At 39.6% G+C, this 24,030-nt stretch carries 25 protein-coding genes and 4 tRNA genes; 22 read left to right on the top strand and 7 right to left on the bottom strand.

Annotation, left to right across the window (positions count from 1 at the left end):
* Positions 1 to 11: 11 nt before the first annotated feature.
* The 7 genes from GNP35_RS02610 to cmoA form a co-directional block, all read right to left on the bottom strand.
* Positions 12 to 587, bottom strand: coding sequence for a 5-formyltetrahydrofolate cyclo-ligase (locus GNP35_RS02610; protein WP_155694246.1), 576 nt, complete (start codon positions 585 to 587; stop codon positions 12 to 14).
* Between the two features lie 8 nt (positions 588 to 595).
* Positions 596 to 1,345 (bottom strand): DUF3108 domain-containing protein, encoded by a 750-nt coding sequence (locus tag GNP35_RS02605; protein ID WP_196492394.1) that lies wholly within the window; start codon positions 1,343 to 1,345, stop codon positions 596 to 598.
* Entirely contained in the window at positions 1,335 to 1,988 is a 654-nt protein-coding gene (purN, locus tag GNP35_RS02600) for a phosphoribosylglycinamide formyltransferase (protein WP_330997672.1), read from the bottom strand. Before purN ends, GNP35_RS02605 begins: the two co-directional genes overlap by 11 nt.
* Positions 1,989 to 1,991: 3 nt before the next feature.
* A complete protein-coding gene (gene purM, locus GNP35_RS02595) occupies positions 1,992 to 3,035 on the bottom strand; it encodes a phosphoribosylformylglycinamidine cyclo-ligase (RefSeq protein ID WP_230961265.1) in 1,044 nt (347 codons plus the stop codon).
* 78 nt (positions 3,036 to 3,113) lie between these two features.
* On the bottom strand, positions 3,114 to 4,004 hold the full coding sequence (locus tag GNP35_RS02590) for a LysR family transcriptional regulator (protein WP_155694239.1): 891 nt from the start codon (positions 4,002 to 4,004) through the stop codon (positions 3,114 to 3,116).
* A 9-nt stretch (positions 4,005 to 4,013) separates the two neighbouring features.
* Positions 4,014 to 4,982, bottom strand: a complete 969-nt coding sequence (gene cmoB / locus GNP35_RS02585; RefSeq protein ID WP_155694237.1) for a tRNA 5-methoxyuridine(34)/uridine 5-oxyacetic acid(34) synthase CmoB — start codon at positions 4,980 to 4,982, stop codon at positions 4,014 to 4,016.
* A gap of 29 nt (positions 4,983 to 5,011) precedes the next feature.
* On the bottom strand, positions 5,012 to 5,737 hold the full coding sequence (gene cmoA / locus GNP35_RS02580; protein ID WP_155694235.1) for a carboxy-S-adenosyl-L-methionine synthase CmoA: 726 nt from the start codon (positions 5,735 to 5,737) through the stop codon (positions 5,012 to 5,014).
* A gap of 259 nt (positions 5,738 to 5,996) precedes the next feature.
* Between cmoA and GNP35_RS02575 the strand changes: the two genes are divergently transcribed.
* From GNP35_RS02575 to GNP35_RS02475, 22 genes are all read left to right on the top strand, one after another.
* Entirely contained in the window at positions 5,997 to 8,804 is a 2,808-nt protein-coding gene (locus GNP35_RS02575; protein ID WP_196492393.1) for a diguanylate cyclase domain-containing protein, read from the top strand.
* Positions 8,805 to 8,935: 131 nt separating this feature from the next.
* Positions 8,936 to 10,711, top strand: a complete 1,776-nt coding sequence (gene aspS, locus GNP35_RS02570) for an aspartate--tRNA ligase (protein ID WP_155694231.1) — start codon at positions 8,936 to 8,938, stop codon at positions 10,709 to 10,711.
* Positions 10,712 to 10,834: 123 nt separating this feature from the next.
* Entirely contained in the window at positions 10,835 to 11,359 is a 525-nt protein-coding gene (ruvC, locus tag GNP35_RS02565; protein WP_155694230.1) for a crossover junction endodeoxyribonuclease RuvC, read from the top strand.
* A gap of 47 nt (positions 11,360 to 11,406) precedes the next feature.
* Positions 11,407 to 12,015 carry a Holliday junction branch migration protein RuvA gene (gene ruvA, locus GNP35_RS02560; protein WP_155694228.1) on the top strand — a complete coding sequence of 203 codons (609 nt, stop codon included), beginning with the start codon at positions 11,407 to 11,409 and terminating at the stop codon, positions 12,013 to 12,015.
* Positions 12,016 to 12,030: 15 nt separating this feature from the next.
* Positions 12,031 to 13,038: a Holliday junction branch migration DNA helicase RuvB gene (gene ruvB / locus GNP35_RS02555; RefSeq protein ID WP_155694226.1), complete on the top strand. Its 1,008-nt coding sequence runs from the start codon at positions 12,031 to 12,033 to the stop codon at positions 13,036 to 13,038.
* A gap of 525 nt (positions 13,039 to 13,563) precedes the next feature.
* Positions 13,564 to 13,962 carry a tol-pal system-associated acyl-CoA thioesterase gene (ybgC, locus tag GNP35_RS02550; RefSeq protein ID WP_330997671.1) on the top strand — a complete coding sequence of 133 codons (399 nt, stop codon included), beginning with the start codon at positions 13,564 to 13,566 and terminating at the stop codon, positions 13,960 to 13,962.
* The gene (gene tolQ / locus GNP35_RS02545; RefSeq protein WP_330997670.1) at positions 13,952 to 14,641 is read left to right on the top strand and encodes a protein TolQ; all 690 of its coding nucleotides are present in this window, start codon (positions 13,952 to 13,954) and stop codon (positions 14,639 to 14,641) included. The genes ybgC and tolQ overlap by 11 nt, the downstream gene beginning before the upstream one ends.
* A gap of 4 nt (positions 14,642 to 14,645) precedes the next feature.
* Positions 14,646 to 15,080 (top strand): protein TolR, encoded by a 435-nt coding sequence (gene tolR / locus GNP35_RS02540; protein WP_155694224.1) that lies wholly within the window; start codon positions 14,646 to 14,648, stop codon positions 15,078 to 15,080.
* Positions 15,077 to 15,397 (top strand): cell envelope integrity protein TolA, encoded by a 321-nt coding sequence (locus GNP35_RS02535; RefSeq protein ID WP_155694222.1) that lies wholly within the window; start codon positions 15,077 to 15,079, stop codon positions 15,395 to 15,397. The genes tolR and GNP35_RS02535 overlap by 4 nt, the downstream gene beginning before the upstream one ends.
* Entirely contained in the window at positions 15,318 to 16,094 is a 777-nt protein-coding gene (gene tolA, locus GNP35_RS02530; protein WP_196492392.1) for a cell envelope integrity protein TolA, read from the top strand. Before GNP35_RS02535 ends, tolA begins: the two co-directional genes overlap by 80 nt.
* Positions 16,094 to 17,446, top strand: a complete 1,353-nt coding sequence (gene tolB / locus GNP35_RS02525; RefSeq protein WP_155694218.1) for a Tol-Pal system beta propeller repeat protein TolB — start codon at positions 16,094 to 16,096, stop codon at positions 17,444 to 17,446. The genes tolA and tolB overlap by 1 nt, the downstream gene beginning before the upstream one ends.
* Positions 17,447 to 17,507: 61 nt before the next feature.
* Positions 17,508 to 18,065 carry a peptidoglycan-associated lipoprotein Pal gene (gene pal, locus GNP35_RS02520; protein WP_155694216.1) on the top strand — a complete coding sequence of 186 codons (558 nt, stop codon included), beginning with the start codon at positions 17,508 to 17,510 and terminating at the stop codon, positions 18,063 to 18,065.
* A gap of 19 nt (positions 18,066 to 18,084) precedes the next feature.
* Positions 18,085 to 18,540: a YbgF trimerization domain-containing protein gene (locus GNP35_RS15430; protein WP_230961264.1), complete on the top strand. Its 456-nt coding sequence runs from the start codon at positions 18,085 to 18,087 to the stop codon at positions 18,538 to 18,540.
* Positions 18,509 to 18,823 carry a tol-pal system protein YbgF gene (ybgF, locus tag GNP35_RS15425; protein ID WP_230961263.1) on the top strand — a complete coding sequence of 105 codons (315 nt, stop codon included), beginning with the start codon at positions 18,509 to 18,511 and terminating at the stop codon, positions 18,821 to 18,823. The genes GNP35_RS15430 and ybgF overlap by 32 nt, the downstream gene beginning before the upstream one ends.
* A 156-nt stretch (positions 18,824 to 18,979) precedes the next feature.
* Positions 18,980 to 19,055, top strand: a tRNA-Lys gene (locus GNP35_RS02510).
* 20 nt (positions 19,056 to 19,075) lie between these two features.
* Positions 19,076 to 19,151: transfer RNA gene (locus GNP35_RS02505), tRNA-Lys, on the top strand.
* Between the two features lie 41 nt (positions 19,152 to 19,192).
* Positions 19,193 to 19,268: transfer RNA gene (locus GNP35_RS02500), tRNA-Lys, on the top strand.
* A 338-nt stretch (positions 19,269 to 19,606) separates the two neighbouring features.
* The gene (nadA, locus tag GNP35_RS02495; protein ID WP_155694215.1) at positions 19,607 to 20,686 is read left to right on the top strand and encodes a quinolinate synthase NadA; all 1,080 of its coding nucleotides are present in this window, start codon (positions 19,607 to 19,609) and stop codon (positions 20,684 to 20,686) included.
* Between the two features lie 209 nt (positions 20,687 to 20,895).
* Positions 20,896 to 21,366 carry a hotdog fold domain-containing protein gene (locus GNP35_RS02490; RefSeq protein ID WP_155694213.1) on the top strand — a complete coding sequence of 157 codons (471 nt, stop codon included), beginning with the start codon at positions 20,896 to 20,898 and terminating at the stop codon, positions 21,364 to 21,366.
* A gap of 129 nt (positions 21,367 to 21,495) precedes the next feature.
* Positions 21,496 to 21,585 (top strand) — tRNA-Ser (locus GNP35_RS02485).
* A gap of 328 nt (positions 21,586 to 21,913) precedes the next feature.
* Positions 21,914 to 23,197, top strand: a complete 1,284-nt coding sequence (locus GNP35_RS02480) for a hypothetical protein (protein ID WP_155694211.1) — start codon at positions 21,914 to 21,916, stop codon at positions 23,195 to 23,197.
* A 121-nt stretch (positions 23,198 to 23,318) separates the two neighbouring features.
* Positions 23,319 to 24,014, top strand: coding sequence for a 3'-5' exonuclease (locus GNP35_RS02475; RefSeq protein WP_155694209.1), 696 nt, complete (start codon positions 23,319 to 23,321; stop codon positions 24,012 to 24,014).
* Positions 24,015 to 24,030 lie beyond the last annotated feature (16 nt).

The raw sequence follows: 24,030 nt of genomic DNA, 5'->3' as shown, positions 1-24,030 counted from the left end.
TCGTTATTGTTTTATATTCTAATAATTCGGGTAGGTGTCACTATCATGTTAATGGGGATGTCCCATTGCTCACTGTTTAAATGCTCAACTTCTTGGCAGTCATGAGCAAGTCCAACTAAGGTTGGCTTTTTCGATAGCTGATTTATATTTGCTAATGTTCTGTCGTAATATCCGCCGCCCATTCCAAGTCTATTGCCATTAGTATCAAAGGCAACTAATGGCATAAAAATGATGTCGATATTGGATAAATGAGCGGTAGTCAGCGCATTCGGAGCTGGTTCAGTAATACCGTATTTGTTTGTTGTCCAATTGGTTTGTCTATTTACGTATTGGAAATTTAAGTAACCAGAACAAAAGGAGTGTAGTACTGGAAATAGTAGTGGCGTGTCTAATTCTCGTAAGTGCTCAATGAGTGGTGCGGTATTTACTTCACCGTCATTGGTTAAGTACAACGCGATAGATTGCCCTGACTGAATAAGCTTTAAAGCATTATTCTTTAAAAGTTCAGCAGCCTCAGTTTGTTGTTCCGCAGTCAACAGATTACGGCGTTTTCGAATAGAGGCTCGTAATTGTTGACGGCTTTCCATCTTTACCTCTACTCAACAACAGTAAAGCTTTTGATAACTAAGTCGTACTGCTCTACGCCTTTTTTCATTCGCCATAGTCTGGCCAGCGTAAAGTTTAACTCTGGAATAAACCAGGCGTGCTGCGCATAAAACTTCTTGTCTTCATATACGCGTGCCACTTTAATTGCCTTAAAGCGACCAAAACCAGTACTAATCAACTCTTCGCCGATAACTTCAAACATGTATTCACGCAGCTTGCCGCTATTAGAAACAACCGTATAGTTGAATGTTGACTTGTTGTTTATTAGATCAAGCTGAATTTGAGCATGTAAAGACATCTCATCTTGCCACCCTTGCTGCCACTCATCAGGGGCTGCGTCTTTTTTAGCTTTAGGGTTAACAATTAATGATTGGTCTGAGTTAAAGGAGATCTTAACTTCTTCGTCACTGCCTGTACCTGAGCGGTCGAACGTATACAAGTTAGGAGTGATGTTTTCCCCGTCACTAACGGTAAACACGCTAACTTCCTTTCGTTTGTCAGAAAAAATGAGCCATTTTAGCTCACTTTTCAAAGACAAAGAATATTGGTTGTCTGTAATCTTCTTTAGAGCTCTCTCACCTTGGCCTAGCTTATCGCCCTGACGATACATATCGTAAATGGCACTAAAAGGTTTAATGGCATCATTTGCTTTTTCGATTGTTGCAGAGGCTCCAAATGAGCCAATAGCAAAAACACTTAACAAAATAGAGAAGACAGCAGTACGACCTTTATTCATCATTTGCATAACCTTGTTCCGGTAAAAGAGAGTTGTCTAGATATACGCCATCTGATTGTAAACGCAATCTTTTTTCACACAACCACTTTACCACTAGTGGATATATTAAATGTTCTTGAACATGAACTCTATCCGCAAGGGAGTCTGCGTCATCGTCACCAAATACTGGCACTTTCGCTTGCAGAATCACCGGTCCACCATCAAGTTGTTCATTTACAAAATGAACACTACAACCATGCTCTTCATCACCAGCATCTAATGCTCGTTGATGAGTGTTTAACCCTTGATATTTAGGCAGAAGAGAAGGGTGGATATTGATTAACTTCCCTTCAAACTGCTCTACAAAGTCAGCGGTTAAAATTCTCATGAAGCCTGCTAATACAACAACATCAGGGTTTAACGCCGCAATTGAAGATGCAAGAACTTGATCATACTGTTCTCTTGTTTCATAGTTTTTATGATCAATAACCTGAGCATGAATGTTATGTTCATTTGCTCGCTCTAAGCCAAATACATCAGGTCGATTAGAAATAACGCCAACCACCGAGCCTGGAATTCTTCCAGACTCAGTAGCATCGATAATGGCTTGTAGATTAGAACCATTGCCGGAAATTAATACGACAATTTTTGCGTTGTTAGCACTCACTTATTAAGCCTTAATAATTTCTACTTGCTCTTCAGATGCATCTGCATCTTTGATTTCACCAATATGCCATGCGTTTTCGCCAGCATCTTTTAAAATAGCTAAGCTGCGGTCAAGATCTTCAGCTGCAACCGCAATCACCATGCCTACGCCGCAGTTAAATGTGCGGTACATTTCATGGCGCTCAATATTGCCATTCTCTTGCAACCAGTTAAATACTTCTGGCCACTGCCATGACGCTTCGTTTACAACTGCTTTAGTTGCTTCAGGAAGTACTCGTGGAATGTTCTCCCAGAAACCACCGCCAGTAATATGTGATAAAGCATGGACATCAACTTGCTTTAATAGTTCCAATACAGGCTTAACGTAAATTTGAGTTGGAGCCATTAAGTGGTCAGCTAAAGGCTTGCCATGGAAGTCTGCGGTAAGATCCGCGCCTGAAACTTCAATCACTTTTCTCACTAATGAGTAGCCGTTTGAATGCGGGCCAGAAGAGCCAAGAGCTATAAGTTGATCGCCGTCTTTAACTTTTGTGCCGTCGATAACTTTAGACTTTTCAACAACACCAACACAAAAACCAGCCATGTCATAGTCGTCGCCTTCGTACATACCAGGCATTTCAGCAGTTTCACCACCGATTAATGAACAACCTGATAATTCACAACCATCAGCAATGCCACTAACTACATCAGCTGCAACGTCTACGTTAAGTTTACCGGTAGCATAATAGTCTAAGAAAAATAGTGGTTCTGCACCTTGAACAATAAGATCGTTAACGCACATAGCAACAAGATCAATACCAACGGTATCGTGCTTCTTTAGATCAATCGCTAATCTTAACTTTGTACCAACACCGTCAGTACCAGCAACTAAAAGCGGTTCTTTATAGCCCGTTGGAAGTTGGCATAGTGCGCCAAATCCACCTAGTCCGCCCATAACTTCTGGACGTCGAGTGCGTTTAACAGCACCTTTAATTCGTTCTACTAGGGCATTACCTGCATCTATGTCTACACCAGCGTCTTTGTAGCTTAAAGATTGATTGTTGCTCAATGTCATATCCTCAAAAGTGGGGTGGTTGTGGCTCGTGAATCAAATTTTAACGTAAATAGGTTCACTTGTAAGCCGTCATTATTTGTATTGCTTTAAAATTAAATTTTTCAGTAGCGTCGCACCAGGGCCTAACTGATTTGGCGTTGGTGTGACTAAATGTGTCATCACTGTTTTTTCACCAAGTGACGTTAGCTTTACCGGTACGATATTCCCATCTTGAACTTCTTGATGGGTTAAATGTTTGGGTATCCAACAAAATCCTGTACCACGTTTTAAAATGGCAATGGCTTGATAAAAGTTACTGACTGTCCATCGCTGTTCCGCTTTTAACCAACCCTGACTTTCTTCAGGGTGTTTACTAGAGTCGCTGATAACAATTTGAAGTTCGTGCGTCAGCTCTTCAATATCGACAGTGTCAAATTGAGCCAGTGGGTGATTTGCGCCGCAATATGCGACAAAGGTAACGGTTTCGAGCTTCTCGCCTGAATAACCCTTTGGAATAGTGCCACCGACCACAACAAGGTCGGCAGTATGCTCTAAAATTCGCTCTTTTGTGCCCGTAAGAACTTCGTCTGCAATTCGCACTCGAGTGCCTCTTGCTTGAGGGTAAAACTCTTCAAGTGCGGAATATAATTTTTCTTTTGGATGAATGGTTTCGCAGGCGATAGTAATTTCTGGTTCCCAGCCTGCCGTCATATTTTCAGCGAGCTGTTCTAGTTCTTCAACATTTTGGGTCAAGAGACGAGAGCGGCGCAGCATCACTTCGCCTTCTTTAGTTAAATAAGCTTTTCGCCCTTTAACTTCTAGAAGTTGAACGCCGAGTGTGTGTTGCAGTTTAGATACTGCATGATTTAGGCTAGATTGGCTTTTATTTAATGCCTCGCCTGCTTGGGCATACCCTCCGAAGTCAACTACCGCTTGTAATATTCGCCATTGTTCGATAGTTGATTTAGGACGGTAAAGAGGCATTGGTTTTCCTTAAGCGTTCGCGACAAAAATAGCGCGAAGAGGAGCGGGATAACCCTCTATAGTTTTATTGGGGTCATTTGGATCTAGGAAATCTTCTAATGATTCGGTATCTATCCAGTCGGTTTTTCGTTGCTCATCTAACGTCGTTTGGTCTATGTTAACGAGGCGAATATTGCTAAAACCTACTTTCTTAAGCCAACCCTCTAACGCTTTTGCACTTGGAATAAACCAAACATTGCGCATTTTAGCGTAACGGTCATCAGGCACTAAAACTGTGTTCTCATCACCTTCAATAATTAAGGTTTCAAGTATGAGCTCACCACCCTTAACTAATTGCGCTTTAAGTTGCTGTAAAAAGTCCATTGGTGATTTTCTGTGGTACAAAACGCCCATGGAAAATACCGTATCAAAAGACTTTAATGGTGGAAGGTCATCAATACCTAGCGGTAATAAGTTAACGCTAGGCTCTTGCATAAAGTGCTGTACAGCCATGAATTGAGCGAAAAATAACTGGGTAGGATCAATTCCTACAACAAACTTAGCACCGGCTCCTTTCATTCTCCATAAATGGTAGCCACTGCCACAACCAACATCTAAAACGTATCGGTCAGTTAAATCGGAAATATGAGGGGCTAGGCGATCCCATTTGAAGTCAGAACGCCATTCAGTATCAACATCAATACCATGCAGGTGATAAGGACCTTTTCGCCATGGTTTTAACTGCATTAAATGATGAGTGGTTTTTTTATCAAAACCAGGAGGTAACGATTGAGTCGTTGAAACTGAAACACTAGTGGATAAATTTAAAGTTTCAGGCTCAACTGGCGGAAGAAGGTCAATGTTTTTCATCCATTGCTTATATTCGCCGTGGAGATTTGAACTATGCCAGTGGTTTAATTGCTTAGGAAGAGACTCTAGCCAATGGGAGAGTTTATTCTGAGCAATTTGAGCGTAGAAATTATTAAAAATATCAGTCATGCGTGTTGTGATTCACTTTTAATTACACATCATTTTTTTATGGCGATGAAAGAACCAAAGTTAAAACATTGATACCAACTTGAAACATGGCTAAAGCCAACATTTCCTAATCTTTCAATATGAGCCTGAAAAGAATCAATTTTCATTACGTTTTCAATTGCACTTCGTTTTTGACTAATCTCTAATTCGCTATAGCCATTTGCTCGTTTAAAATCGAGGTGCAAATCTGTCAATGCGTCATTTATCGTCTCATCATCAAAAACAAACTTTTCTGAGAGAATAAATACACCACCAGGTTTGAGCCCAGCGTAAATTTTATCCAGTAGAAATCGTCGTTTTTCAGGCGGGATGAATTGTAAGGTAAAATTCATCACAACAACAGATGCATTTTCAATTTCTATGTCATTTATATCCGCGCACTGAATTTCGGCGGGCACTGAAGATTTGAACGCATTTATATGGAGCCGGCAACGTTCCACCATCGCTTCACTATTATCAACACCGATAATTTTACAATTAGGGGCATCCACAAATTTTCTCATTGCTATGGTCGCGGCTCCAAGGGAGCAACCTAAGTCATAGATATTCGAATTTTCTTGCTGAAATTGTTTTGCTAACTTACCAATTGAGCTAACAATAGTTGAATAACCGGGAACGCTACGTTGAATCATGTCTGGAAAAACTTCGACAACGGAACGATCAAAGGTAAAGTCTTTTACTTCTGAATGAGGATTTGCATAAATGTTGTCGCGCATATTTAACTCAATGATTTTTAAGATTAATGTTATTAATTAAGGGTGGCGCTAGTAACGGGTTGATGAAAAAATAAACTTGGTTTGTTTGTAAAAATTTGTTACAACTATGCCGTTCATGGACCATTATAATAATAACTTAATAAGATTCCTATCACCAATGAAGTCGTTTTTAGTCAGGATGCTACGCTTTACTTGTTTGTTTGCCTGTTTTTTAACATTTGGCAACAATGCTTTCGCATTTTCAAGCACTAATTCGACAATGTCCCCTAGTGCAAACGCAACAAAGCAGTTTAAGTCGCAAAAGCAGCCACAGTATGATGTGATTAAGATAGCCGTTGCGAATGATCTCTTGCCATACCAATATGTTGATAAAGGTAAACCAACCGGATTAGTTGTTGATTTGTGGGAGCTTTGGTCAAAGAAGAATAACCAGAAAATCGAGTTTGTGACTTCTAACTGGTCTGAGACTGAATTAAATCTTGTAAATCAAACTGTGGATGTCCACTCAGCTATAGCAATTAGAGAGGAGCGGGTAGATCTATTTGACTTCGGTCATGACATCTACTCAACTCCAATTAATATATATGTCCATAAAGATTTACAAATGGTTTCCGGATTAGAAGAGCTGGAACCGTTCCTTATGGGAGCAATAAGACCTACAAACCTTAGTCAATTAATTACAAACAAGAATGCTAATATTTCGTTTAGGTACTACGAAAATTGGTCAGACTTGCTCGATGGTATTTATAACGGCGAAGTAAAAAGTTTTGTATCATATGACTTTTTTGCCTTTAGATATGAAGACTATCAGCGCATTAATGATCTTTTTCCTGCATTTAAAAGTGTAAATATTGGTGAAATAAAGACTCAAATCGCCGTAAAAAAAGGGGATATACGCTTATTAAACCGGCTTAACGCTGGCTTTGACATTATAACGCTGGAAGAACGCCAAGAGATCTATAACAAGTGGTTTGCCAAAAGAGAATCGGAAGGCGCCTTACTGCTAAGTTTATCCGTTGGCGCAAAACCGTTTATGGGTGTAAATGCCGATGGTACACCCGTTGGTTTATTTGTTGATATGTGGAAGTTATGGTCGAATAAAACGAAAACAAAAATAAAATTTGTTCCGAACACTGCTAATTTATCAATGAAGTCATTAAAAGAGGGAGCTACCAATGTTCATATTGGTTACCCTGAGAGTATGGCTACCAACTCTGGTTTGCCACGAGCCAAACATCTCTATTCTACTTTCTCTCATTTATTTATTTACGATAAGTACGATTTTGAAAAGTCCGTTGAGCAATTAAATGGGGAAACCATCGGGCTCTACAAAGATTCGCCATATCAGCAGCAATTTAAAGCTAGTTATCCAAATATTAATATTCAGTTTTTTGATAGTTTGGACGATGCTATAAATGCGGCCATTCAAGGTAAAATAGCCGGTTTTGTTGTAGCTAGCCAAATGGCAAACAAACGCCTTGAAGAAAATAGTATTTCCGACCGCTTCCACCAAGTTAAAGATGTTGAATATGAGTCAAAAATATACTCGCTAGTATCAAATCAAGATAAATCACTAATTAGAAAGATAAATGATGGATTTGATCTGATATCAGAGCAAGAATTAGTTGAAATAGAAAACCGTTGGATAACTGAAATTCCTGATCGTTATTTTGGAACTAAAAAAAGCAAGTTCAATTTAACAACGGACGAAAAAGCTTGGTTAGTTGAAAACCCTAATATGACCGTCGCAATTGTTGAAGATTGGAAACCTTATGAGTTTGTTGACGATGACGGTGAGGTTTCAGGTATAAGTCGAGATATGTTTGACTTAGCGACCCGTTTAACGGGACAAACCTATGAATTTAAGATCTACCCGACCTGGGAAGAGTTATATCAAGACTTTAAAGATGAAAAAGTAGATATTGTTGCCAATATTACGGCGTCAGATGACCGCAGGGCCTTTGCACATTTTACCACTGCCTATTGGCGTACTCCTTGGTCAGTGATTACTCACAAGTCAATTGATAATGTTGGAAGTATTAAAAAGTTTTATGGTAAGCGTCTTGCAATTATTCAAGGCTATCAAATAATTAAAGACATTCATGACAAATATCCTCAAATTATCATCCATGTTGTGAAGGATTTTGATGAAGCTCAAGAGCTATTAAAAGCTGGTCTGATTGATGGCATATTAGACTTAATGCCTGTATCGGCTCAATACTTACAAGATAACTCCTTACAACAGTTTAAAATTCATGTTTTTGATGATTTAGGTAGTGATAATGCTCACATAGGTGTTAAAAAATCACTAAGTGTGCAAGGCCGTATTATGGAAAAAGTAGTCCAGGCCATGTCAAAGGAAGATATTGAAAATATCCTTAAACGTTGGCACAAGGTCGATGTTGTAGCAGGTATAAAATCAGAAGTGTACTGGCGAAATATCAGTATTTTTGTAGGTATAGCGTCAATTATTATTTTAGCGATTTTGATTTGGAATCGACGCTTAAAAAGTGAAATTTTACTGAGAGAAAAAGCGGAGCAAAAGCTTCGACATCTAGCCTCACACGATCCAATGACGGGCTTGCCTAACCGCTCACTGCTTATTGATAGGCTGAAACAAGCGATGTCACATCACTCAAGGAATAACAAAAATATTGCTATCTTATTTTTGGATTTAGATGGTTTTAAAGAAGTTAATGACACCTTTGGACATGATGTTGGTGATGAACTGCTAATTCAAATAAGTGAGCGCCTGCTATCTCTCAGCCGAAACTCCGACACAGTCGCACGATTTGGCGGTGACGAGTTTGTTATGTTGGCAACTAATCTAAATGAGAGTAATCAAGCCGCTAAAGTAGCCGAAAAAATTATTGCTGACTTAAGCGATCCATTTGTACTTTCACGGGCAACGGTTAATGTGGGTGTGTCTATTGGCATTGCCAAGTATCCTCAGAACGGTCACGATGCCACGGTTTTAATTAAAGCTGCCGATGACGCCATGTACGCAGTTAAGGCGAATGGTAAAAATAGTTATCAATTTGCCGACACCAGCTCTATATCTAGTTAATTTAAATAAAGGCAATTTCAATCGGTGACATTGCCTTTCAAATCCTTATAATAATCGCCAATTTCTATTCATATTAATATTGCTCTAATTCTACTAGAGCGATGTTTAATTCAGACTCCAATAGGTTATATATGCGTTCTCATTATTGTGGTCAACTTAACAAGAGTTTAGTTGATCAAGAAGTTACTTTATGTGGTTGGGTTAACAAGCGTCGTGACTTAGGCGGCCTAATATTTATTGATATGCGTGATCGTGAAGGTGTTGTTCAAGCCGTTATTGATCCAGACGAAACTGCAATTTTTGATGCAGCCAATAAACTAAGAAATGAATTCTGTATTTCTATTACTGGTATCGTTCGCGCTCGTCCTGATAGCCAAGTTAATAAAGACATGGCAACGGGTGAAGTTGAATTATACGTTAAAGACTTAACTATTCTAAATGCATCTGCACCACTTCCGCTTGACTTCAACCAAGAAAACTCTGAAGAAGCTCGTTTACGCTACCGTTATTTAGACCTACGTCGTCCTGTAATGAACCAACGTCTTCAGTTCCGTTCAAAGGTGACAAGTGCCGTTCGTCGTTTCTTAGATGACAATGCATTTTTAGATATCGAAACACCAATTCTAACTAAAGCGACACCAGAAGGTGCTCGTGATTACTTAGTACCAAGTCGTACTCACAAAGGTCAATTTTTTGCACTTCCTCAATCGCCACAGTTGTTTAAACAATTGTTGATGGTTGCTGGTTTTGACCGTTATTACCAAATTGTTAAGTGTTTCCGAGATGAAGATTTACGTGCTGACCGTCAGCCAGAATTTACTCAAATAGATATCGAAACTACGTTTATGTCTGGTAAAGATGTTATGTCTTTAACTGAAAAAATGGTTCGTTCAGTATTCAACGAGTTGTTATCTGTAGATCTTGGCGAGTTCCCGTCGATGACTTATGCAGAAGCGATGCGTCGTTTTGGTTCAGATAAACCTGACCTTCGTAACCCATTAGAGTTAGTTGACGTAGCGGATATCCTAAAAGACGTAGACTTTAAAGTATTCAGCGGACCTGCGAACGATGAAAAAGGTCGTGTTGCAGTTATAAATGTACCAGGTGGTGCATCTATGACTCGTAAGAACATTGATGGTTATACTGAGTTTGTTGGAAAGTATGGCGCTAAAGGTATGGCGTGGATCAAAGTAAACGACGTAGCTGCTGGCCTTGAAGGTTTGCAGTCACCAATCGTTAAATTCCTAAATGCAGAAGTAGCAGCACAAATCCTTGAGCGTACAAACGCTAAAGATGGTGACATTTTATTATTCGGTTCTGATACTTACAACACAGTAACAGACGCGTTAGGTGCATTAAGACTTAAGCTAGGCGAAGACTTTGGCTTAGTTGAAGACAAGTGGGCGCCGTTATGGGTTGTTGACTTCCCAATGTTTGAAGAATTAGAAAGCGGTGCGCTTACACCACTGCATCACCCATTTACTGCACCAAGCAATATGACACCAGCAGAATTAGCTGCAAACCCAGTTAATGCGATTTCAGATGCTTATGATATGGTACTTAATGGTTGTGAGTTAGGCGGTGGTTCAGTTCGTATCCACAACCAAGACATGCAAGCCGAAGTATTTAAGTTATTAGGTATTAGTGATGAAGAAGCTAAAGAGAAGTTTGGCTTCTTATTGGACGCATTACAATATGGTGCTCCACCGCATGCAGGATTAGCATTTGGTTTAGACCGTATGGTTATGCTGATGGTTGGTGCTGACTCAATCAGAGACGTGATGGCATTCCCTAAAACGTCGACGGCTGCTTGTCCTCTTACTTCAGCACCAGGTTTTGCGAACGAAGAACAGCTGGCTGACTTAGGTATTCAAGTTGTGGCAAAAGAAGTGCCTGCAGCTGAGTAACTAATATAGTTAGCTTAAAGGTGTACTTACTTTATTAGGCTCCTCTAGTAAGTAAGCAAACCATAAGTAAATTAAAGATTAGGCACTTCTTTGTAAGTGCCTATTTTTTTAAAGGAAATATAAATGTCAGTGATCCTTGGTATTGACCCTGGCTCACGAATAACCGGTTACGGTATCGTGCAGCAACAAGGTGCTAAGTTTGCCTATTTAGGTAGCGGTTGTATCCGCACACCTGACGCCGATCTTTCTATTAAACTAAATACTATTTTTAATGGTCTTGCTGAAATCATTCAACAATATCAACCTACCACCTTTGCCATTGAACAAGTATTTTTAGCTCACAACCCAGATTCAGCATTAAAGCTAGGCCAAGCTCGAGGCGCCGCTATCGTTGCTGCAACACAAGCTGATCTGCCCGTGTTTGAATACTCAGCTCGCCAAATCAAACAAGCTGTAGTGGGAACCGGAGCCGCTGATAAATCTCAAGTTCAGCATATGGTTCAACAAATCCTAAAGTTATCTGGCAAACCTCAAGCTGATGCTGCAGATGGCTTAGCCGTTGCTATTTGTCACGGAAATACAAATCAAAGTTTGATTAATATGGCCGGCGTTGCGAAAAAAACTGTCCGCGGGCGTTTACGCAGATAAAATAACTGGGTATATTTACAGTTATTATAAATTGAAGTGTAAAGATTATGATTGGTCGACTTTTAGGAACTGTTGTTGATAAACAAGCCCCAGATTTACTTATTGATGTAAATGGTGTGGGTTACGAAGTACAACTTCCCCTTACAAGCTTTTATGAATTACCAGAAGTAGGTCAAACTGCAACCGTATTTACCCATTTTGTTGTTCGTGAAGATGCTCAGCTTTTATATGGTTTTAATTCAAAGCAAGAACGCGCACTGTTTAGACTGTTAATAAAAGCTAATGGCGTAGGTCCTAAACTAGCTTTAACCATTTTGTCAGGTTTAACAGCTGAACAGTTTGTTCAATGTGTTGAGCATGATGACGTAACAACGTTGGTAAAATTACCGGGTGTAGGTAAGAAGACAGCAGAACGATTATTAATTGAAATGCGAGACCGCATTAAAGAATTAAATATGGCGCCTAGTGCATTGCCAGCTAATGTTGCAGGTACAGCGTCGCCGCTCATAAAGTCAAATGGCATGGACGACGCAGTTTCAGCCTTAGTGTCTTTAGGTTATTCGCCACAACAAGCTCAAAAGTCTGTTAAAGCGGTGTATTCAGATGGCGACGATAGCGAAGTGGTTATTAGAAATGCACTTAAAAGCATGCTTTAAGAAAAAGGATAGGAAATGATAGAAGCAGATCGATTAGTAGGCGCTGAATCCTTTGGTGAAGACGAGGTTATTGACCGCGCTATTCGACCTAAAATGTTGTCTGATTATCAAGGTCAGCCAACAGTTAAAAACCAAATGGAAATCTTCATACAGGCCGCTAGAAACCGAAACGAAGCACTTGATCATTTACTAATATTTGGCCCTCCAGGATTAGGTAAAACAACATTGGCTAATATTGTTGCTAATGAAATGGACGTAAGTATAAAAACAACGTCAGGTCCTGTATTAGAAAAAGCAGGGGACTTAGCTGCACTGCTTACTAACCTAGAAGAAAATGATGTACTGTTTATCGATGAAATCCACCGACTCAGTCCAGTTGTTGAAGAAATCCTTTATCCCGCAATGGAAGACTATCAGCTAGATATCATGATTGGTGAAGGTCCAGCTGCGCGCTCAATCAAATTAGACTTACCACCATTTACCTTAATAGGTGCAACAACAAGGGCGGGTGCATTAACGTCACCTCTGCGAGATCGTTTTGGTATTGTTCAACGACTAGAGTTTTATAAAGTTGCAGATTTAGCACGAATTGTTGAACGTAGCGCCGCGTGTTTGAATATGGATATGTCGCCAGGTGCCGCCATTGAAGTTGCGCGTCGTTCGCGAGGAACACCTCGAATTGCAAATCGACTTCTACGACGTGTTCGTGATTTTGCTGACGTAAAAAGTGAAGGTGTTGTTAATGATGTAACGGCCAAACAGGCACTTGATATGATCAATGTTGATAGTGAAGGCTTTGACTACATGGACAAAAAGCTATTAACGACCATGATAGAAAAGTTTGACGGTGGTCCTGTAGGCTTAGACAACATTGCTGCTGCCATAGGTGAAGAGCGAGACACCATTGAAGATGTTATTGAGCCGTACTTAATACAGCAGGGTTTTTTACAACGTACCCCAAGAGGACGAATAGCGTCTCCTCGGGCATATACTCATTTGGGGTTTGATTTGCCAACTGACTAAAGTGTTGATGCAGAGCGAGTAAAAATTGTTAGATTTAAAGAAAAACGGGCTTAGGCTCGTTTTTTTGCTTATACATCGAGAAAAAGTGAACTTATTGTTATTTAAAGGTTCAATAAATTTTAGGCAAAAAAAATGCCCATTCAAAGTGAATGGGCGAAATAAGGAATAAATTCCAGGGAACATGAATAGGAGAAGAAAATGAATTCTTCGCTCTGAACAGGTTGTGTTCAGAAGATGCGCGCATTATAGGAGTTAGAGTAAATACTTCAAACAAGAATTTTTGATTTTGGGTATTAGAATTATTAATGCTGAATAGCTAGTTAAATTACAAAAAATTAGTGGGTTTGTTACAGACTGGCGTTAAATGATAGGTTTTACAAAGGTTTGTTTGCGTTGGTTGTATTTTAAACAAATTAAATATTATTAATGGTTGAATAAAAAAATCGATTTATATTCATTAAAAATGCATATTATGCAGATGTAATTATAAAAATTAATTTTAATAAATATTAATTAAGGGTTCTCGTGTTTAATTTTTTAGTAAAAGTGTACTACGAAGATACGGATGCAGGTGGTATTGTCTACCATGCAAACTACTTAAAATACTGTGAACGGGCGAGAACTGAACTTTTACTTTCATTAGGTATTGAACAAGACGTCTATCTTAAGCAGAATATAGGCTTTGTAGTTTCCAGTATGGAAATTGGCTTTAAGTTACCTGCTCGTTTGCACCAAGCGCTAATGGTGAAAACTGAAATTGTGAAGTTAAAGCGGGCGTCGATTGAATTTAGACAAGTTATTTTAAATGAGCAACAAGACACGGTATTTGAAGCCTGTGTTATTGTTGCCTGTATTAATTCGGAAAAAGGTAAACCTCAGGTTATACCGCCGGAAATTTTAGGGGTGTTAAAAAGTGCAAGCTGAAATTAGTTTTTGGGGATTATTTTGGGAAGCTAGCTTTATAGTAAAGTTGGTCATGGTTACGCTTTTAGGTTTGTCTATTAGCTCTTGGACTATTATATTTCAGCGTCGTAAGGTATTAGTAGAAGCAGAAAAGCAAACTAAAAAGTTTGAAGATAGGTTTTGGTCTGGTGTTGATCTTAGCCGTCTATACAGTGAAATTACAGCACGCCAGTCAGTAGACGGGCTAGAGTCTTTATTTAAAGATGGCTTTAAAGAATTTGCTCGACTTAAAAAAAGCAGTATTGGTACAGCCCAAGTTTATCTGGAAGGCACGCATAGAGCCATGCGAGTTCGCCTTTCCAGAGAAGTTGAAGACCTTGAACGCCATTTAAGCTTTTTAGCGTCGGTTGGTTCAATCAGTCCTTACATAGGTCTATTTGGTACCGTTTGGGGGATCATGAATGCATTCTTAGCATTAGGTGAAGTTCAACAAGCAACGTTAAGCATGGTTGCGCCAGGTATCGCTGAAGCTCTAATAGCAACGGCCATGGGTCTTTTCGCCGCTATTCCTTCAGTTCTTGCATATAACAGTTTTGCGCACCGTGTAGAAAAACTTGAAGTAAGTTATGTTAACTTCACTGAAGAGTTTGCAAACATACTGCACCGCCAAGTTACTGCTAACGTAAACACAACGGCTTAATAATATGAATGCTCCAGTACGTCGCCGGAGAAAGCCGGTCGCCGAAATAAACGTTGTTCCTTATATCGACGTTATGTTGGTGTTATTAATTATATTTATGGTTACTGCACCTTTAGTTACTCAAGGTGTGAAGGTTGACTTACCGCAAGCCAATGCAGAGCCTTTAGAAGACGATAGTAAGTCTCCTATTATTGCTTCAATAGATGCAGAGGGTCAGTATTTTGTATCCACTGGCGACAATGATGGCAAAGACAATGCTATGTCAGCTACCGATGTTGCTGTTGTGATTGCTGCGCAATTAAAAATTGATCCCCAAACACCCGTTGTTGTTAAGGCTGATAGAAACATACCGTACAACAATGTCATTGAGTTAATGGTGCTGTTACAACGAGCGGGTGCACCTTCCGTTGGTTTAATGACGGAGCCAGCTCAAAAATGATAAATCCTAGTTACACTCCATTTATTGCTAAATCCTTTGGACTGCATATTATTTTTGCGGTTGTTTTAGTATTGAGCTTTAACTTTTCACCACCTGCAATAAAACCGGAAAAAGCCCCTGAGATTTCCGCCATCGATGCGGTGGTTATAGACGCAGCTGCACTTGAACAACAAGTAAATAAAGTAAAACAGCAACAGGCTGATAAAAAGGCGGCGGAAGAAAAGCGTGTTAAAGAGCTTGAAGATCGAGCGAAACAAAGCCAAGCAAGATTTAAGCAAGTTAAACCGCGAGCAGAAGCAAAGCGAAAAAGAAGCTAAAGAAGCAAAGCGCAAAGCCGCAGTTGAAAAGAAAAAGGCTGAAGCTGAAAAGCAAAAAGCATTGGTTGAAAAGAATAAAGCGTTAGCTGAGAAGAAAAAGGCTGAGGAAGCGAAAAAAGAACGTATTAAACGTGAAGCCGAAGCTAAAAAGGCGAAAGACGAAGCGACTAAAGCAAAACAAAGAAAAGAAGCTGAACAAAAAGCGGCAGCGAAAGCTGAAGCTGAAAGAAAGCAACGTGAGAAAGAAGCTGCAGAAGCGGCTGAAAAAGCACGTAAAGCAAAAGAGGCTGAAGAAAAAGCGAAAGCTGAAAAGCTGAAGCGTGAACAAGAAGCTCGAGAAAAAGCGCTGCAGGAAAGTATGATGCAAGAGCAATTAGCTCGAGAGCAAAGCGTAAGACAAAAAGCACGTCAAAAAGTGGTGATGTCTGAAGTACAAAAATACAAAGCTTTGATATCGTCAAAAATTCAGCAGAATCTTCTTACTGATGAAAGCATGAAAGGTACATCTTGTCGCTTAAATATAAGGTTGGCATTTAGTGGCCTTGTTACAAAAGTAACCATTCTAGAAGGTCAAAATAACACATGTAAAGCAGCAGAAAGAGCCGTGTTAAAAGCTGAAACCTTGCCAGTGTCTAAAGAAGAAGACGTGTACCAACAATTAAAAGATATTAATCTAACCGTGGAGCCTGAACGTTAATGATTCAAAAAATAACTATAGCGCTGATGTTTGTCAGTTTATTGATTAGCCAAGCCGCTAAAGCTTCGTTGGAGATTGTAATAACGGAAGGTATTGATAGTGCCAGACCGGTTGCCATTGTTCCTTTTAAATATGAAGGCACAGCTGAGCTACCATTAAGAATTTCTGAAATTATTGCCGCCGATTTAATGCGCAGTGGTAAGTTTAAAACCATCGCAATAGATGAAATGCCTCAAATGCCAACAAAAGACGATGAAGTTGACTATGGGTCGTGGGCGTCATTAGATGTAGAGGCAGTATTAGTTGGTACTATTCAAGATCATTCACCTGGCCGATTTTTGGTAAGCTTTGAACTAATTGATGTACTGCGAGGCCAAATTACTGGTGGTACAGTTCAAGCTTTGGTTAACGGTAAGTTGGTAGAAACCAAAGATCATATATTGGATAACAGGCAAGTAACTATCGCGGCTAAACAGTTTCGCCGTTATGCACATAGGATTAGTGATTTAGCCTATGAAAAATTAACAGGCGAACGAGGTGCCTTCTTAACTAAAATTGCCTACGTAACGGTAAACCACGGTGATGACTTTGTTTATAAGTTAATAGTGGCGGATTATGACGGTGCAAACGAACAGATATTACTTCGTTCTAAAGAACCATTGATGTCGCCTTCATGGTCGCCAGATGCAAGTAAACTGGCTTACGTTACGTTTGAAAACAACCGTTCTCAAATTTATGTTCAAGATATTTATACGGGTACTCGTCAGTTAGTTACATCTTATGAAGGAATTAATGGCGCGCCGCAATGGAGCCCAGATGGGAATAAGTTGGCACTAACCTTATCTAAAGACGGAAACCCAGAACTGTATGTTTTAGAACTTACTAATAAAACCTTAACTCGTTTAACAAGACACAGAGCAATTGATACAGAGCCAAGTTGGTCACCAGATGGTAAATATATTGTTTTCAGCTCAGAACGGGGTGGTAATGCACAACTTTATAGCGTAAATTTAGACAGTAAGCGTATAAAGCGATTAACTTTTGACGGTGAAATGAACCTCGGTGGCTCAATAACCCCAGACAATAATCACCTAGTTATGGTTAATCGTACGCAAGGAAATTATCATATTGCTAAAAAAGAGTTAGCGTCAGGGAATTTTCAAATACTGACTAAAACGCGTCTAGACGAAAGTCCAAGTATCGCGCCGAATGGCTCAATGATAATTTACAGTACTATGCACGGCAACGGTCAAGTGTTAGCTTTGGTTTCAATTGACGGTCGTTTTAAGGCTCGTTTACCGGCTGCTAGTGGGCAAGTAAAAAGTCCAGCATGGTCACCATATTTAAAATAATAAACGTTTGGAATAAAACGTTAGTACTAACAACGATTTGTGAATAAAAAGGAAACAAAGAATGCAATTTAGCAAAATTACTAAAGGTCTTTTGATCGCTATCCCAGCTCTTGTTTTAACAGCTTGTGGTTCAAGCTCAGTTGTTAACGATGAAAGCAAAGCGGCGACAAACTCTTCTTCTGAGTCTGTTCAAGCGAGCGGCATGGGCCAAAACGCATCTGCAGTTGAAGTTGCAACAGTAGAAAAAGCACCAACTGTTGAAGAAATGCAACAAGCTAAATTTGAAGCATTACGTCAAGAGCAAACCGTATACTTTGACTTTGATGATTCTAAAGTTGATGCAAAATACTTAGAGCTTTTACAAGCACACGCTGATTACCTAATCAAAAACCCTAACCAAACAGTTATGGTTGAAGGTCACTGTGACGAGCGTGGTACTCCTGAGTACAACATCGCACTTGGTGAGCGTCGTGCAAAAGCTGTAGCAACATACCTACAAAACCTAGGTGTAATGCAAAGCCAAATCTCAACGGTATCTTACGGTGAAGAAAAACCTCTTGATTTGTCTCGTACTCAAGATGGCTTCGCTAAAAACCGTCGTTCAGTTTTAGTTTACTAATAAAAGAGAGCGACAGTCTATGAGATTAACTCTATTGGCCGTGCTTCTTGCTAGTGGTGCATCTATTGCAGATGCACCCGTTACTGACTTAAGTAATAGTGGTCAGTTATCTGAGCAAGTTTCTCAGCTTAAACGCCTTATACAGGCTAGAGGCGCCGCTCAAGTTAATCTGCAACAGCAGATTAATGATTTACAAGATGAAGTGAGTGAGTTGCGTGGGGTAACCGAAACGCACACTTATAAACTAGAACAGATTGTAGATCGTCAACGTGAGCTCTACCTTGAAATTGAACGTCGCTTAAGCAATGTTCAACAAATGGCACCACAACCAGTGGAGCCAGCAGTAGAAATCCAAAAAAATGAACAATACGGCGGCACGTTAAGTGAAAACGAAGCGTACGATCAAGCTGTAAATCTAATTTTGAAAGAGCGTCGTTACGACGATGCGATTCCAGCGTTTCGAAACCTTCATTGATAAATTTCCAAAATCTATCTATATTCCAAATGCGCATTACTGGTTAGGTCAGCTATTATTTAATAAAGCGATGTATCCTGAAGCACAAATGCATTTTGATAAGGTGATTAGTCTTTACCCTGATTCTAATAAACGCAGCGATGCTTTATTAAAACAAGGAACGGTTTTGCAAAAACTTGGCGATAATGCCGGTGCTAAAAAACTTTTCCAACAGGTTGTTGACGAATACCCAGAATCTAATTCTGCAAACTTAGCTAAGTCTAGACTGCTTACAAAGGGCTAGAAAAGTATGTTTTTTGACGCTTTTGTCCAATAATTAGACGAAAGCGCTTAAAATTAAATTATTTTGAAAATATACTTGCACTGAATAATTAAATAAGTATTATATGCGCCCGCAGCAACGGAATGACTAGTCACTCTGAAGCTGTGCAAAAATTGTGGGTCATTAGCTCAGTTGGTAGAGCAGTTGACTTTTAATCAATTGGTCGATGGTTCGAATCCATCATGACCCACCACTTTTTTTGTCCTGTTTGATGGGTCATTAGCTCAGTTGGTAGAGCAGTTGACTTTTAATCAATTGGTCGATGGTTCGAATCCATCATGACCCACCATCAGACAGAAAAGTAAGAAGTAAGACGTACATCCCTAGAGTGGGTCATTAGCTCAGTTGGTAGAGCAGTTGACTTTTAATCAATTGGTCGATGGTTCGAATCCATCATGACCCACCACTTCTAGGATATCCAAGCAGACTAATCTGAGTCTGTTGCTACAAGTCCACAGCATCAAAACAGCAAAGCCTTACTTGCACTTAACTATAAAACAATCTCTTCTCAATTTTATAAAATACTCTCTACTGATTCCTATATCTTAGTTTTAAACAATTTTCCATTTTGCTTTTTATTCTATTTATTAACCTAATTTTCTAATCACTTTTCAATCTATATTTGGAATTTAAACGTAAAGCTTTCCAACCATGCTTGCTCGTTACTATTACCTGACTATTCCGTGACATTTCTATTACAGCAAGTATAATATCCGAATCATTTTTAGTAGTTATTTTAAGCTTATGAACTCCACAGAATCAGCAGCACAAAACGTTATTCCTTCTACGCCAACAGATTACCCTTTTCCGCCAAAACCGGCTGTGCTTAGCGCACAAGAGCAAGCTGAGTACAAAGAGCGTATTAAAGCGTTATTAAAGCAAAAAAATGCCGTACTAGTTGCTCACTATTACACAGATCCTGAAATTCAGGCTTTAGCAGAAGAAACGGGCGGCTGTGTAGCTGACTCGCTAGAAATGGCTCGATTTGGTAATCAGCATCCGGCGGAAACGTTGATTGTTGCTGGTGTTAAATTCATGGGTGAAACAGCAAAAATTCTTACGCCTGAAAAAACAGTACTAATGCCAACACTTGAAGCAACCTGTTCACTAGACTTAGGTTGCCCAGCAGAGCAGTTCAGCGCCTTTTGTGATCAACACCCTGACCATACCGTTGTTGTCTATGCCAATACGTCAGCAGCGGTTAAAGCAAGAGCTGATTGGGTGGTAACATCAAGCATTGCATTAGAAGTGATCGAGCACGTAGAAGCGGAAGGTAAACCAATTATTTGGGGCCCAGACCGTCACCTAGGTGGTTACATATCAAAACAGACTGGCGTAGACATGTTGCTTTGGAATGGTGAATGTATTGTTCACGATGAATTTAGTTCTAAAGCGTTAAAAGACTTAAAAAACGTGTATCCAGAAGCTGCGGTATTAGTTCACCCTGAATCGCCAGCATCGGTTGTAGACTTAGCCGACGCAGTTGGCTCTACATCACAATTGATCAATGCTGCGAATGAAATGGAAAACGATACCTTCATCGTGGCAACGGATCGCGGTATTTTTTATAAGATGCAGCAACTAAACCCAGATAAGACCTTCATTGAAGCTCCAACGGCTGGAAACGGCGCTACATGTAAAAGTTGTGCTCACTGTCCTTGGATGGCAATGAACGGCTTAAAAGCCATTGAAGAGGCTTTAACAGACTCTTCTGGCCATGAAGTGTTTGTTGATGAGTCGTTAGCGGCGGAAGCGATGAAACCTCTGACTAAAATGCTTAACTTTGCTGCAAAAAATAAAGTAGCGCTAAAAGGTAATGCTTAAGCCTTATTCTTGAAGTGTTAAACAAAGGCCGGCTTCTTGTCGGTTTTTTTGTGTCTGTTAAAACAATATTCAAACGATTAACTAGACTCAAAGTTTTGGCTTAGGTTTTAGGTGAAGTTAGTAACATAAATTGCTAACATGCATAAAAATTTCAACTGGTAAGATGAGTTGACTAGGGTAATAGAGCCTAGTGAATGGAGAATAAAAAGATGGCAAAACCAAACAAAACCATGGGCATTTACAAAAAGTTATTAAACTGGCCTTTTGGTAAACAAATATTTTCAAAACTAATTTGTAGAATGGCACCGTATTTTGGCACCGTTAAGCCTTTTGTCTCTGACTTAAAAGAACACGAATGTACGGTATTGATCAAAAAAGGCCATCGCGTACACAACCATATTAAAACGGTACACGTTATCGCTATTTGTAATGGCCTAGAAATGGCGATGGGCGTGATGGCAGAAGCTTCAATCCCTAAACACTTACGTTGGATTCCAAAAGGAATGAGCGTGAACTACACCGCTAAAGCCGGCAGCGACATTAAATGTGTTGCAAAAGTAGATGCAGAAGCATGGAAACCAGGCGACATGCCAGTAGAAGTTAAAGCATACGATACCAACGGCGTTGTAGTAGTTGAAGGTCATATCAACTTGTGGATCTCTGAAAAGCCACAAAAATAAAAAACAATAGGCTGATAAATAGACAGTCAAAAGCATATAGCTTTGTATATGCTTGCCTAATTCTTTGAAAATGAATAGACTAGCCGGGCTTTGAAAAAAGCCAGATTGTAAATGAGACAATCAACCTGCGGAGAGGTGGCTGAGTGGCTGAAGGCGCACGCCTGGAAAGTGTGTTTAGGGTAAAACCTAACGAGGGTTCGAATCCCTCTCTCTCCGCCATCATTCAAAGAAAGACGCTTATAGCGTCTTTTTTTGTGGGCGGAATTCAGAGAGGGTGAGAACCCGAGTAGAGGTTCGACTAAATTGCTGGGAGCAATTTAGAACGCCTTTAGGCGGCCCGAAGGGTAAAAGGCAGGAGCCTTTTATAATCCCTCTCTCCGCCACCTTTTGTATATTGCACACTTCTGGTTAACGTTCCTTTCGTAAACATCAATGAATTTTTTAGTTCCTCATCTAGTTAAGAATGCCTAATAAATTGGAGTTGCTTAATTGCGACACATTTCGTCGTAGCTGGCTGGTTTACTTCTCCTAGTTTTTAGGAGGAGTAATGAAGGCTTTTATACCTGGGCAAGCGTTCAAAAATAAAAAATATTATGTGTTCGATAAGCATGGTGTCACCGTGATGAAGCCGTGGCCTTATATGTTGGCGTATCGAAAAACCAAAACCCGTGCATGGAAAGCCATTCGCCCGAAGTTTCGGTTCGGTAAATTCCAAATTCCAAATGAAACTAATACAACAGATTGTTACCGCTGCTACTTAAATGAATTAGATGGACAGAAAATTGAACATGAATGTAAACCAGACCCGCTCATTAGTTATTTAGATACGATACCGAAAGAGATTTTAGAGTTGATAAAAGAGGTAGGGGACAGGCAGTGGCATCTTCTAGCGCTTTTCGCTCGATGCGGAACTGAAGCGATCGAGTTGTATAAGTCCACACCCTCATTAGCATGGATGTTGGCGTCGTCTTGGGCGTTTAAAGATAGGCCTGTGAAAAACCACTTTCGTTCGATTCGTCGGCTGTTAAAGCCAGGTAAGTCGCAACTAAATATTCTAGATTGGTTAGATTTTCCAAGCTATAAACACGTTATCAAGCTGTTAAGAAAAGTGGATATGTCGAATATTGATGTGACTTTCTTTCTTCATTTAAAAACTATCATTGCTAATCAAGTCTCTTTGAAAACATTGCGCCATGTTAAGCGCATTGATTACAGTTTAGTTAGGCTATTAGCTACTCTGCCTTTTAACTATTCATATGGTTTCCTGACTCGATACCAAGCGCTTAGCCGAAATGAGCATTACAAAATTAAAGGTATCGTCAATAATATTGTAGGGAGCGGGCCAATTGAAAAGACTTTTGATTTAAAGTATTTGAACTTGATTGTGGATATGATTGAAGATGAACCTAGTGCTAAAAATACAAAACCAAAATGTTTGGGGAGAGTATTACCAATTCCAGACTACAAGCTCCCTGAAAATTTCCCTGAAATTGAATATATTGATACAGAAGAAGCCTTGTTTGAAGCTTCCAATAATATGCATAACTGCCTAAGTTGCTTGGCTGAAAGTGCCTATTCAAACGAAGTTAATTTTTTTCGAATAAATTACGTTAATACAGCTGTGTTTTCAGTAATCCCAGGCACAAATAATCCAAACTTAGTAACGACAGGCCAAATAGTTATAGACTCGAAAAACAGCAAGCATTGGGTCGTTAACGAAATAAAAGAGACGTGCAACAAAGAGCCTTCTAGTGAAGTAATAAAAATTATAGAGAAATGGCTTGATGCAATTAACCGGGTAAACCCTGAGATGAGTTTTGGTATGGTTTAGGTTGATACGGGGTTTTTCCTATCAACGCCCTAAAGAAGACCAAGTTGGCGGTAATTTAGGTAGCAAGTTATTGAATTATATCTTTAACACAGTGATACTATTTTAAATAAAAGGAATATTTATGTACGTACTCGGAATAGATTTAGAAACAACCGGACTTTCGTTTGAAGAAGATGAAATCATAGAAATTGGCGCAGTCGTTTGGGATATCGATTTAAACAAGCCAGCCGCAATGCTAAATCATTTGGTCGTGCAACCAGACAAACTTCCATTAAGTAAAACCATCGTCAACATAACAGGTATCACAGATACCGACTTAACTGAGTTTGGACTTGAAGAAAAATATGCGCTGATGGAGTTTTTAAAGTTAGCTGAAAAGTGCCAGTACATAGTCGCCCATAATGGCAATCACTTTGATAAACCATTTATCGAAAAAGCACTTTCAAGATATTCAATGAATATCAATTTACCCTGGATTGATACTATGTTTGATGTGCCGTTTAAGTCTCGCACAAAAAAGCTAACCTACCTTGCGGCCGAGCATAATTTTTTAAATCCTTTTGCTCATAGAGCGCTCTTTGATGTACTCACTATGCTAAAAGTCTGCAGCGATTATGACTGGCAAGAGATCATTGAACGCGCGCAATCTCCACAAGTTAAAGTGATAGCCAAAGTCTCTAAAGAAGATAGGCAACTAGCAAAAGACCAAGGGTTTCGCTGGGACTCTAAAAATTACGTGTGGTTTAAAGAAATGAAAGAGTGTGACTTGAATAAAAGCAGTTGGGAATTTTCATTTGATGTTGAGCGAAATCGTTAATGAGCACAAGAAATTG

Origin of the sequence: Psychrosphaera haliotis (assembly GCF_009728465.1) — a bacterium.
In the GTDB taxonomy this organism is placed as follows: Bacteria; Pseudomonadota; Gammaproteobacteria; order Enterobacterales; family Alteromonadaceae; genus Psychrosphaera; species Psychrosphaera haliotis.
The sequence above is the reverse complement of the archived record's forward strand: the minus strand, read 5'-3'. Positions and strand labels throughout refer to the sequence as shown.